This window comes from Ramlibacter sp. (assembly GCF_035706265.1).
In the GTDB taxonomy this organism is placed as follows: Bacteria; Pseudomonadota; Gammaproteobacteria; order Burkholderiales; family Burkholderiaceae_C; genus Ramlibacter.
Genome location: NZ_DASSVG010000669.1, coordinates 1 through 10,204, shown reverse-complemented (window position 1 = coordinate 10,204; position 10,204 = coordinate 1). Strand labels below are relative to the sequence as shown.

At 70.2% G+C, this 10,204-nt stretch carries 12 protein-coding genes; 5 read left to right on the top strand and 7 right to left on the bottom strand.

What is annotated here, in order from left to right:
* The 3 genes from VFM98_RS24045 to VFM98_RS24035 form a co-directional block, all read left to right on the top strand.
* Positions 1 to 347, top strand: a 347-nt coding sequence (locus VFM98_RS24045; protein WP_325112420.1) for an efflux RND transporter permease subunit, incomplete at its 5' end; no start/stop codon positions are given.
* 16 nt (positions 348 to 363) lie between these two features.
* Positions 364 to 1,785 carry an efflux transporter outer membrane subunit gene (locus tag VFM98_RS24040; RefSeq protein ID WP_325112419.1) on the top strand — a complete coding sequence of 474 codons (1,422 nt, stop codon included), beginning with the start codon at positions 364 to 366 and terminating at the stop codon, positions 1,783 to 1,785.
* A gap of 43 nt (positions 1,786 to 1,828) precedes the next feature.
* On the top strand, positions 1,829 to 2,236 hold the full coding sequence (locus VFM98_RS24035) for a hypothetical protein (RefSeq protein WP_325112418.1): 408 nt from the start codon (positions 1,829 to 1,831) through the stop codon (positions 2,234 to 2,236).
* 166 nt (positions 2,237 to 2,402) lie between these two features.
* On the opposite strand, the gene VFM98_RS24030 is transcribed toward VFM98_RS24035, so the two are convergent.
* The 3 genes from VFM98_RS24030 to VFM98_RS24020 are packed head-to-tail and all read right to left on the bottom strand — an operon-like array spanning position 2,403 to position 4,299.
* Positions 2,403 to 2,717: a hypothetical protein gene (locus VFM98_RS24030; protein ID WP_325112417.1), complete on the bottom strand. Its 315-nt coding sequence runs from the start codon at positions 2,715 to 2,717 to the stop codon at positions 2,403 to 2,405.
* A gap of 8 nt (positions 2,718 to 2,725) precedes the next feature.
* A complete protein-coding gene (gene nth / locus VFM98_RS24025; RefSeq protein ID WP_325112416.1) occupies positions 2,726 to 3,373 on the bottom strand; it encodes an endonuclease III in 648 nt (215 codons plus the stop codon).
* 59 nt (positions 3,374 to 3,432) lie between these two features.
* The gene (locus tag VFM98_RS24020) at positions 3,433 to 4,299 is read right to left on the bottom strand and encodes a LysR substrate-binding domain-containing protein (RefSeq protein WP_325112415.1); all 867 of its coding nucleotides are present in this window, start codon (positions 4,297 to 4,299) and stop codon (positions 3,433 to 3,435) included.
* A 102-nt stretch (positions 4,300 to 4,401) separates the two neighbouring features.
* Between VFM98_RS24020 and VFM98_RS24015 the strand changes: the two genes are divergently transcribed.
* Together VFM98_RS24015 and VFM98_RS24010 are read left to right on the top strand one after the other, a co-directional pair.
* On the top strand, positions 4,402 to 6,012 hold the full coding sequence (locus tag VFM98_RS24015) for a gamma-glutamyltransferase family protein (RefSeq protein ID WP_325112421.1): 1,611 nt from the start codon (positions 4,402 to 4,404) through the stop codon (positions 6,010 to 6,012).
* A gap of 127 nt (positions 6,013 to 6,139) precedes the next feature.
* A complete protein-coding gene (locus VFM98_RS24010; RefSeq protein ID WP_325112414.1) occupies positions 6,140 to 6,469 on the top strand; it encodes a hypothetical protein in 330 nt (109 codons plus the stop codon).
* A gap of 22 nt (positions 6,470 to 6,491) precedes the next feature.
* Here the strand turns inward: VFM98_RS24010 and VFM98_RS24005 are convergent, their stop codons facing one another.
* From VFM98_RS24005 to VFM98_RS23990, 4 genes are read right to left on the bottom strand one after another with little or no spacing between them, the layout of a single operon-like run.
* Positions 6,492 to 7,325, bottom strand: coding sequence for a shikimate dehydrogenase (locus VFM98_RS24005; RefSeq protein WP_325112413.1), 834 nt, complete (start codon positions 7,323 to 7,325; stop codon positions 6,492 to 6,494).
* A complete protein-coding gene (locus tag VFM98_RS24000; protein WP_325112412.1) occupies positions 7,322 to 8,323 on the bottom strand; it encodes a TRAP transporter substrate-binding protein in 1,002 nt (333 codons plus the stop codon). The genes VFM98_RS24005 and VFM98_RS24000 overlap by 4 nt, the downstream gene beginning before the upstream one ends.
* A 28-nt stretch (positions 8,324 to 8,351) precedes the next feature.
* Complete coding sequence (locus tag VFM98_RS23995) at positions 8,352 to 9,632, bottom strand: TRAP transporter large permease subunit (RefSeq protein WP_325112411.1); 1,281 nt, start codon at positions 9,630 to 9,632, stop codon at positions 8,352 to 8,354.
* The gene (locus VFM98_RS23990) at positions 9,629 to 10,174 is read right to left on the bottom strand and encodes a TRAP transporter small permease (RefSeq protein ID WP_325112410.1); all 546 of its coding nucleotides are present in this window, start codon (positions 10,172 to 10,174) and stop codon (positions 9,629 to 9,631) included. Before VFM98_RS23990 ends, VFM98_RS23995 begins: the two co-directional genes overlap by 4 nt.
* Positions 10,175 to 10,204: the final 30 nt, after the last annotated feature.

Below are 10,204 nucleotides of genomic sequence, written 5' to 3'. Positions count from 1 at the left end.
TCAAGAAGAACGCCATCCTCATCATCGACTTCGCGCTGGACGCCGAACGCGCCCGCGGCCTGACACCGACCGAAGCGGTGCGCGAGGCCTGCCTGCTGCGCTTCCGCCCCATCCTCATGACCACGCTGGCCGCCATGCTGGGCGCGCTGCCGCTGGCGATCGGCTTCGGCGAGGGCGCGGAGCTGCGCCGGCCGCTGGGCATCGCGATCATCGGCGGCCTCGTCGCCAGCCAGGTGATCACCCTGCTGACCACGCCGGTCGTCTACCTGCTGCTGGACAAGCTGCGCCGGCGCAGCCCCATCGAGAACCAGCTCGCGCGCCACGGCGGCGACGCGCAGATCGCCTGAACGCATGCCACTTCGAATGACTTTTCGCCCGCTCCTCACCGTCCTCGCCGCCAGTCTCGTGCTGGCCGGTTGCGCCAAGCTGCCGCTCGCGCCGAAGTACGAGGTGCCGGCGGTCGACACGCCGATCGCCTTCAAGGAGGGCGAGGGCGCCTGGGTACCGGCCGCGCCGGCCGACACGCTGGAGCGCGGCGCCTGGTGGGAGCTGTTCGACGATCCCTATTTGAACGACCTGGCCGCGCAGGTGGAGGTCTCCAACCAGAACGTCGCCGCGGCGGTGGCTGCCTACGCGCAGGCGCGGGCGTTGACGCGCGAGCAGCGCGCCGGCCTGTTCCCGCGCGTGGACCTGGACGTGCGCAGCAACCGCAGCGGCGGCCCGGACACGCCCACGCGCAAGAGCTACGAGTGGAGCATCGGCGCGAGCTGGGAACCCGACGTGTTCGGCCGCCTGCGCCTGGTGGTCGATAGCGCGCGCGCCGGCGAGCAGATCGCCGAGGCGGACCTGGCCTCCGCGCAGCTGGCGGCGCAGGGCGAACTGGTCGCCAACTACTTCGGCCTGCGCGAGACCGACGTGCTGCACGCGCTGCAGGCGCAGACCAACGCCGGCTACGCGCGCGCCCTGCAGATCACGCGCAACCGCTACGAGGCCGGCGTGGTGGCCCGCACCGACGTGCTGCAGGCCGAGAGCCAGTACGCCAATGCCCGGGCCGACCTGCTGTCGCTGGAGCGCCAGCGCGCCACCTTCGAGCACGCGATCGCGGTGCTGGTGGGCAAGGCGCCGGCCAACTTCGCCATCCCGGTCGATCCGAAGTGGAGCGTGAAGCTGCCGGGGATCCCGCCCGTGGTGCCTTCGACGCTGCTGCAGCGGCGGCCCGACATCGCGGCCGCGGAACGCAGCGTCGCGCGCGCCAATGCGCAGATCGGCATCGAGCGTGCCGCCTTCTTCCCCAGCCTGAACCTGACCGGCTCGATCGCTTCCAGCGCCGCCAGCATCGGCGACCTGTTCAGCGCCTCCAGCCTGGTGTGGGCGCTCGGCTCCTCGGTGGCGCAGATGATCTTCGATGCCGGCGGCACGCAGGCGCGGGTGGACCAGGCCCGCGGCGCGCTCGACGAATCCGCGGCGCGCTACCGGCAGACCGTGCTCACGGCCTTCCAGGCGGTGGAGGACCAGCTGGCGGGCCTGCGGGTGCTCACGGCGCAGCAGTCGCTGCGCGCCGACGCCAGCCGGGCGGCGGACCTGGTGGAGCAGCAGGTGCTCAATCGCTACGAGGCCGGGCAGGTGGGTTACACGGAAGTCATCACCGCGCAGCAGAACGCCGCCGCGGCCCGGCGCGCGCTGGTGCAGGCCCAGATCGACCACCAGCTCGCGGCGGTGTCGCTGATCCAGGCGCTGGGTGGCGGCTGGGGCGGGTTCGGGAGCATGGCGTCCACGGCGCCTTGATGGCAATCAAGCCCGCCGCGCGCGGGCGGAGTAGGGTGGACGCATGGGATTCTGGAGATTCGCCGCGATCGTCGCCCTGCTGGTGTCCATCGGCGTGGCGGCCTGGCCCAGCGCCACGCAGACCAGCGAGGTGCAGGGCGTGACGGTGGCGGTGACGCCCGGCAACGTCGAGGCCGACAGCCAGATGTGGGATTTCGCCGTCGCCTTCGAGGCGCCGGGCCGGCGGCTGGACGACGAGGTGCTGGACGCCTTCGTGCTGGTGGGCGACGGCGTGCGCGTCAAGCCGCTGGCGTGGGAGGGCGACGGTCCGGGCCTGCTCGGTCACCGCGCCGGCGTGCTGAAGTTCGTGGCGATCCTGCCGCGGCCGAAGGAGATCCGGCTGGAACTCAAGCGCCGCGGCGAGAAGAAGCCGCGCGTCTTCACCTTCGGTTTCGCGGAGTGGTCGGCGTGAGGACTGTGGTGCGGCCTGGCTGCCCGGGCCCGCGCCTCGCGTAGGCTGGTGCATTTCGTAGGCTGGCGCTGAGCCGCGACAGCGCGAAGCCCAGCGATGCGCGAGCGCAGCGAAGCGCTGGGCTTTCGCTATCGCTCCAGCACCAGCCTACGAAAAGCGCCCCAGCCTACGATTTCGCTCCGGGCTCCGTCCCTTGCCCCAGCAGCGCCAGCATCCCGCCTTCCAGCGCCTCCATGTGCCGCGACAGCTGCGGCGTGGACTCCTTGGAGATCTTCATGTAGCCCTTGAAGGTGCGCAGCAGCTGCGGCCGGTCGCCGTGGTGCAGCAGTACGGTGGCCAGGGCGGCCTGCAGCACCTGCACCTGGGCGGCCAGCATCAGCTGGTTGTCCACCAGGCCCTGGATGCTCTGCGTGTGGATCTCGATCGTTTCCCTGATTTCCTGGTCCTGTTCCATGCCGGCCTCGATGCTTGCTCGGACCATTGTGACACTCAGCGGAGGGCGGGCGGCGGCGTCTTCGGCTGGTAGTCGCAATAGCGCGCCACCGCGCACTGCCAGCACTTCGGCAGCCGCGCCACGCAGACGTAGCGGCCATGCAGGATGAGCCAGTGGTGCGCATCCACCCGGTAGGGCGCCGGCACCCGTTCCATCAGGCGCTGCTCCACTTCCAGCGGCGTGCGCCCCGGCGCCAGGCCGGTGCGGTTGCCGACCCGGAAGATGTGCGTGTCCACCGCCATCGCCTCCTCGCCGAAGGCGACGTTCAGCACCACGTTGGCCGTCTTGCGGCCGACGCCGGGCAGCGCCTCGAGCGCCGCACGCTCGCGCGGCACCTGGCCGCCGTGCTGCTCCACCAGGATGCGGCAGGTCTCCAGCAGGTGCTTGGCCTTCATGCGGTAGAGGCCGATGGTCTTGATGGACTCCTCCAGCCCCGCCTGCCCCAGCGCCAGGATCTTCTGCGGCGTGTTGGCCACGTGGAAGAGCCGCCGCGTCGCCTTGTTCACGCCCGCATCGGTGGCCTGCGCCGACAGCAGCACCGCCACCAGCAGCTCGAACACGGTGCTGTATTCCAGCTCGCTCACCGGCATCGGGTTGGCCGCCTTGAGGGTGGCGAAGAAGGGTTCGACGTCCTCGTCTTTCATGCGTGGAGTGTAGGCTGGTGCTGAGCCGCGTCAGCGCGCGAAGCCCAGCGCTTCGCCGCTCACGCCCCCTTGCGCAACTCCCGCACCACGGCGGCGATCACGCGCGCATTGGCGGCATCGCGCCGCTGCACCAGCGCGATCCGGCGCTCCTCCGCCCGCGGGATCTCGAGCACCCGCAGCCTCGCATCGGCCTGCCAGCGCGCGTCGTGCAGCAGCGGCACCACGCTCACGCCCAGGCCCGAACGCACCAGTTCCACGATGCTCTCCAGCGCGTTGAGCTCCAGGAATTCCTGCGGCTTCACCCGCAGCCGCGCCAGCGTGCGCGCTACTAGCAGCCCGGTGTGCTGCGCCGGGTCGAAGCGGATGAAGGGCTGCGACTGCAGGATTTCGCGCGCCTGCGCTTCCTCCAGCCGGCGCGGCGCGAGCAGCACCATCGGCTCCGCATAGAGCGGCGTCCACGCCACTTCGCCGGACGCGGCCGGCTCGCGCACCACCACCGCGGCGTCGAGCGCGCCGGCCTGCACGCTGGCGACGAGGTCGATCGACTTGGCCGCGGAGACGTGCAGGTCCAGCCCCGGGTGGCGCGACTTGAGCGCGATCGTGGCCTGGATCAGCGGCCGCACGGCCGACACGATGGCGCCGAGGTGCACGGTGCCGGCCATGGCCTCCGGCGCCGCCGCGGGCGCGAGCATCTGCTCGTAGAGCGCGAGCAGCCGGCGCACCTGCGGCACCAGTTCGCGCCCGGCCTCGTTCAGCACCACGGTCTTGCCCTGGCGCTCGAACAGCGGGCGCCGCAGGTCCGCCTCCAGTGCGCGCATCTGCTGGCCGACGGCCGCCTGCGTCAGCGCCACGCGGGCCGCGGCGGCGGCGAACGAGCCCTCGGCCGCCACCGCGGCGAAGGTCCTCAGGACGCGAATGCTGCTCATTCGTCCATCCTAAAGCATGGCTTTAGCCTGGCTAAAGCATTATTCGGATTCGTTTTGCCATGGCGGCGCTACCATCGGGGCAGCCGAGAGACCGAGACCATGCTGAACTTCGACTTCCACAATCCCTATCCCACCACCCGCGTGCCGGTGTTCGCGCGCAACGCCGTCTCCACCTCGCATCCGCTCGCCGCGCAGGCGGGCCTGCGCATGCTGTGGAAGGGCGGCAACGCCGTCGACGCGGCGATCGCCGCCGCGGCCGCGATGACGATCGTCGAGCCGGTGAGCAACGGCCTGGGCAGCGACGCCTTCGCGATCCTGTGGGACGGCAAGCAGCTGCAGGGCATCAACGGCTCGGGCCGCGCGCCCGCGGGCTGGACGCCGGAGTACTTCCGCAACAAGTACGGCGCCGACGCGAAGACCCCGCCGAAGCGCGGCATCGACTCGGCCACCGTGCCCGGCGCCGTGGCCACCTGGGTGGCGCTGAGCGAGCGCTACGGCAAGCTGCCGTTCGCCGACCTGCTGCAGCCCGCCGTCGAGATCGCCGAGCGCGGCTACCTGCTGCCGATCGTGGTGCAGCAGAAGTGGGTCGCCGCCACGCCGGAACTGGGCAGCCTGCCCGGCTTCGCCCAGAGCTTCCTGCCCTGGGGCCGTGCCCCGCGCGTGGGCGAGCTGTTCCAGTTCCCGGCCGCTGCGCGCGCGCTGCGGGCGATCGCCGAGACGCGCGGCAAGGCCTTCTACGAGGGCGAGATCGCCGAGGCGCTGGCGCGTTTCAGCCGCGAGAACGGCGGCGCCCATGCGGTGCAGGACTTCGCCGCCTTCCGGCCCGAGTGGGTGACGCCCATTTCCAAGGAGTACCGCGGCTACACGCTGCACGAGATCCCGCCCAACGGCCAGGGCATCGCGGCGCTGATGGCGCTGGGCATCCTGAAGAACTTCGACCTCGCTTCGCACAAGGTGGACGGCGCCGATTCGCAGCACCTGCAGATCGAGGCGATGAAGCTGGCCTTCGCCGACGTGTACCGCTACGTCGCCGAGCGCGGCGCGATGGAGGTCACCACCGAGCAGATGCTCGATGACGCGTACCTCGCTTCGCGCGCGAAGCTGATCGACATGAAGCGCGCGCAGGACTTCCGCGCCGGCAACCCGGTGAAGGGCGGCACGATCTACCTGACCGCCGCCGACGAGAACGGGATGATGATCAGCTTCATCCAGAGCAACTACATGGGCTTCGGCTCCGGCTGCGTCGAGCCCACCTTCGGCATCAGCCTGCAGAACCGCGGCCACGGCTTCAGCCTGGAGCCGGGCGCCAACCAGGTCGCGCCGGGCAAGCGGCCGTTCCACACCATCATCCCGGCCTTCCTCACCAAGGAAGGCCAGCCGGTCATGAGCTTCGGCGTGATGGGCGGCAACATGCAGCCGCAAGGCCACCTGCAGACGCTGGTGCGCATGGTGGACTACCAGCAGAACCCGCAGGCCGCCTGCGACGCGCCGCGCTGGCGCTTCAACACGGGGCTGGAGATCAACGTCGAACACCAGATGGACAAGGGGACGGTGGAGGAACTCGTGCGCCGCGGCCACCGCATCGACGTGATCGAGGACAGCTACCAGGATTTCGGCGCCGGACAGTTCATCTGGCGGATGGGCGAGCCGTCGCGCGAAGGCTACGTGATCGCGTCGGATTCCCGCCGCGACGGCCTGGCCGCCGGTTTCTGAGAGGGACGGGCCGTAACGGCAGGCAACGGCATGTGAAGCGGGCGGCCGCGTCCGCAACACGTGTTTCATGAACCGGTGGGCCAATTAGTGGACACCGGGCGGCGCGCACCGGCCGCAAAGTGGCGGAATGAGATTCGATGTCTCGATCGCCCACGAGGCCGGGTGGACCCGCGTCGGCGTGATCGGCGAGCCGACGCTCGGCCGGCTGCTTTCCCTGCTGCAGGTGCTCGAAGTGGACAGTGCCGCGTGGTCCCATCCCGCACTGCTGCTGGACCTGCGCGGCCTGCGCACGCCGCTGGCGCGCGAGGAGCAGCAACGGCTGGCCGCGGAAGCGCACCGGGTCCTGTGGCACCTGAAGGTCGCCGTGCTCGGCGCGAGCACGGAGCCGCCGCCGCGCGACGAGTTGCGCTTCTTCGCGGATGCGGAGGCGGCGCGGGAGTGGTTGAAGGGGCCGTGAGGGGCGGCCCGGCGCCAGCCGCTCAATACGCCAGCCGCGCCACCGCCCGCAACTGCTCCGGCGTCGCCGTCGGCAAACCGAAGAACTCGAGATACGCCGGGATCATCTCGAACAGCATGTCGGTGCCCACCTGCACGGGGCAGCCGCGCGCGCGTGCGGCGGTGAGGAAAGGCGTGAGCTCGGTCTTCATCACCACCTCGCCGACGAAGGCGGTCGGATCGATGCGTTCGACGTCGACCGGCAGCGGATCGCCCTCGTTCATGCCCAGCGGCGTGGCGTTGACGACGAGGCCGTGGCCCGCGGGGTCGCGCGAGCCGGTCCGCACGGCAAGGGCCGGGTATTCCGCGCGCAGGCGCTGCGCCAACGCCTCCGCGACTTCGGGCCGCACATCGAACAGCGCCAGCGCGCCGACCCCTGCCGCCGCGAGCGAGGCCGCGATGGCCGACCCGACGCCGCCGCTGCCCACCACCAGCGCGCTCGCGCCGCGCACGGCGAAGCCCTTGCGCGCCAGCCCGCGCACGAAGCCCTCGCCGTCGAACATGTCGCCGGCGAGGCGCCCGTCGGGGAGGCGCTTGACCGCGTTGCAGGAGCCGGCCACCTTCACCGTGGGCGTGACCTCGTCCAGCAGCTCCACCACGCTGACCTTGTGCGGCATGGTGATCAGCGCGCCGCGCACGTTCTCGAGCGCGAACACGGCGCGCAGCACCTGCGCGAAAGGCCCGGACTTGCAGCCCATGGGCACCACCACCGCGTTGACGCCGACCGACTCGAAATACGGGTTGTAGATCAGCGGCGCCTTGAAGGCGTGCGTGGGCCAGCCCAGGTGGGCGATGACCTGCGTGTTGCCGTCGATCACTTGCGCAGCTTCGCCAGCTCCGCCAGCATGGCCTTGACCGTCGCGTCGCCGACGCTGGCGCTGTGCTTGGCGATCACCGGCTTCATCTTCTCGCGCAGCTTGGCCACTTCGGCCGGCGGCAGTTCGGTGATCTCCATGCCGGCCTTGCGCAGGTCCTCCACGCCGCTTTGCAGCATCGCGCGCGACTGCGTGCGCTGGTAGGCAGCCGACTCCTGCGCCGCCTCCTGCAGGATCTTGCGGTCGGCCGGCGCCAGCGTGTCCCAGACGCGCTTGCTGATCACCACCGACTGCGGGTTGTACTGGTGGTTGGTCATGGTGAGGTACTTCTGCACCTCGTAGAGCCGGGCGCCCTTGATGGTGGCCACCGGGTTCTCCTGCCCGTCCACCGCCTTCTGCTCCAGCGCCGCATAGAGCTCGGGGAAGGGCAGCGGCGTGGGGTTGGCGCCGAGGGCCGTCACCCAGTCCACGTTGATCGGGTTCGGGATCACGCGCAGCTTGAGCCCCGCGATGTCTTCCACCTTGTGCACCGGCCGGCGGCTGTTGGTGAGCTCGCGGAAGCCCAGCTCGTAGTAGCCGAGGCCCACCAGGCCTTTTTCTTCCAGCTTCTTGTGCAGGTTCTGGCCGAAGGGCCCGTCGACCACCGCGTCGGCTTCCTTCGGGTTGCCGAACAGGAAGGGGAAGTCGTAGATCGCGAAGTCCTTCACCAGGCTGGCGAAGATGCCCGAGTTCATCGAAGCCATCTCCAGCGTGCCGCCCTGCAGGGCCGACACGTTGGCCTGGTCGCTGCCCAGCACGCCGCCGGGGAAGACCTGCACCTTCAGGCGCCCGCCCGACTTCTTCTCCACCAGCTCGCCGAAGCGCTCCATGCCGAGCACGATGGGGTGGCCCTTGGCGTTCTGGTTGGCGAACTTGAGCGTGCGAGTCTGCGCGCGGACGGGTGCGAAGGCGCCGAGGGCGACCGAGGCCGCCGCGGCCTTGAGGAGGAAACGCTTCTGCATTCTTCTGTCTCCTTTGCGAGGGGGTGGATCAGCCGTGGAACCAGCGCGCCGGCACCGTCACCAGCTGCGGGAACAGCACCATCAGGAACATCATGGCGAACTGCGCCACCATGAAGGGCCAGACGCCGCGCGTCACGTCGTCCATGCTCACCTTGCCGACGCCGGCCACGGTGCTGAGCACGGTGCCCACCGGCGGGGTGATGAGGCCGATGGCGTTGTTGATCATGAACAGCACGCCGAAATAGACCGGATCGATGCCGGCTGCCTTCACGATCGGCATCAGCACCGGCGTGAGGATCAGGATGGTGGGCGTCATGTCCATGGCCGTTCCCACGGCCATGGTCAGCAGCATGATGGCGACCATCAGCAGGGTGGGCCGGTCCAGGAGCGGCTGCAGCAGCGAGACGACCTCGGCCGGCAGGTTGGCCACCGTGATCATCCAGGCCGAGACCATCGCCGCCGCCACCAGGAACATGATCACCGCGGAGGTGCGCGCCGCCGCCTCGAACAGGCGATAGAGCTCGCGCAGCTTCAGCTCCTGGTACACCAGCGTCGAGATGAGCAGGGCGTAGACGGCGGCCACCACGGCCGCCTCCGTGGGCGTGAACACGCCCAGCTTGAGGCCCAGCACCACGATCACGGGCATCACGAGCGCCAGCGTCGCGTCCTTGAAGGCCGCGGCGATCTCGGCGCGCGAGGCGCGCGGCGCCGGCTGGATCTTGTCCTTGCGCACCAGCCACCACCACGTGAGCCACAGTGCCACCCCGAGCAGGATGCCGGGCACGATGCCGGCCAGGAACAGGCGCGAGATCGACACGTTGGCGGCCACGCCGAAGACGATGAAGCCGATCGAAGGCGGGATGACGGGCGCGATGATGCCGGCGGCCGAGAGCAGGCCGGCGGAGCGCGCGGTGTCGTAGCCGGCCCGGTTCATCATCGGCAGCAGCAGGGCCGCGAGCGCCGCCGCGTCGGCCACGGCCGAACCCGAGAGCGCCGCCATCAGGATCGCCGCCATGATGCCCACGTAGCCGAGGCCGCCGCGCACGTGGCCCACCAGCGTCATGGCGAAGTGCACGATGCGCCGCGACAGGCCGCCCGCGTTCATGATCTCGCCGGCCAGCATGAAGAACGGCACGGCCAGCAGCGGGAAGCTGTTGGCACCCTCGAGGGTGTTCTGCGCCAGGATCTGCGGGTCGAACATGTCCAGGTGCCACATCAGCGCGGCGCCGCAGGCCAGCAGCGAGAAGGCGATCGGCACGCCCAGGGCCATGGCGCCCAGCAGCGTACCGAGGAAGATGGCGATCGTCATGCCTTGCGGCCGGCGGTCGCCTCGCCGGCGGGCCGGTCGTCGGACTCCACCACGCCCACCAGCTCGTTCTCGCGCAGGCGCCCGCTCACCAGGCGCCAGAAGTCCTCCAGGATGAAGAGGAAGGCGAAGACCGAGAAGAACACGCCGGCGCCGTAGAACCAGGCCATGGACACTTCCATCACGGCGCTGGTGGAACCCATGTTGATCTTCGTCTGCTGCAGCGAGCCGCTGAACATGAGCCCGCACAGGGCGAGCATCAGCAGGTGCGTGAACCCGAGGCAGATCTTGCGGCCGCGCACCGGCAGGCGCGCGACCAGGGTGTCGGTGCCCAGGTGGTGGTGCGAGCGCAGGGCCACCAGCGCGCCGAGGAACGTCATCCAGACGAACAGCCAGCGGGACAGCTCCTCCGAGACGGTGATCCCGCTGTTGAAGCCGTAGCGCAGCACCACGTTGCCGAACACCATCACCACCATGAGGGCGAGGAACAGCACCATCACGGCAGACAGCACGCGGCAAAGCCGGTCGATCAGGGGGGCGAGCATGGTTGGGCGGCAGTATAGGGCGGCCGCTCG

Excerpts from the sequence above, each read along its gene's own strand:
- VFM98_RS24040 (WP_325112419.1), top strand. The coding sequence starts at position 364 with ATGACTTTTCGCCCGCTCCTCACCGTCCTCGCCGCCAGTCTCGTGCTG.
- VFM98_RS24035 (WP_325112418.1), top strand. The coding sequence starts at position 1,829 with ATGGGATTCTGGAGATTCGCCGCGATCGTCGCCCTGCTGGTGTCCATC.
- VFM98_RS24030 (WP_325112417.1), bottom strand. The coding sequence starts at position 2,717 with ATGGTCCGAGCAAGCATCGAGGCCGGCATGGAACAGGACCAGGAAATC.
- nth (WP_325112416.1), bottom strand. The coding sequence starts at position 3,373 with ATGAAAGACGAGGACGTCGAACCCTTCTTCGCCACCCTCAAGGCGGCC.
- VFM98_RS24020 (WP_325112415.1), bottom strand. The coding sequence starts at position 4,299 with ATGAGCAGCATTCGCGTCCTGAGGACCTTCGCCGCGGTGGCGGCCGAG.
- VFM98_RS24010 (WP_325112414.1), top strand. The coding sequence starts at position 6,140 with ATGAGATTCGATGTCTCGATCGCCCACGAGGCCGGGTGGACCCGCGTC.
- VFM98_RS24000 (WP_325112412.1), bottom strand. The coding sequence starts at position 8,323 with ATGCAGAAGCGTTTCCTCCTCAAGGCCGCGGCGGCCTCGGTCGCCCTC.
- VFM98_RS23995 (WP_325112411.1), bottom strand. The coding sequence starts at position 9,632 with ATGACGATCGCCATCTTCCTCGGTACGCTGCTGGGCGCCATGGCCCTG.
- VFM98_RS23990 (WP_325112410.1), bottom strand. The coding sequence starts at position 10,174 with ATGCTCGCCCCCCTGATCGACCGGCTTTGCCGCGTGCTGTCTGCCGTG.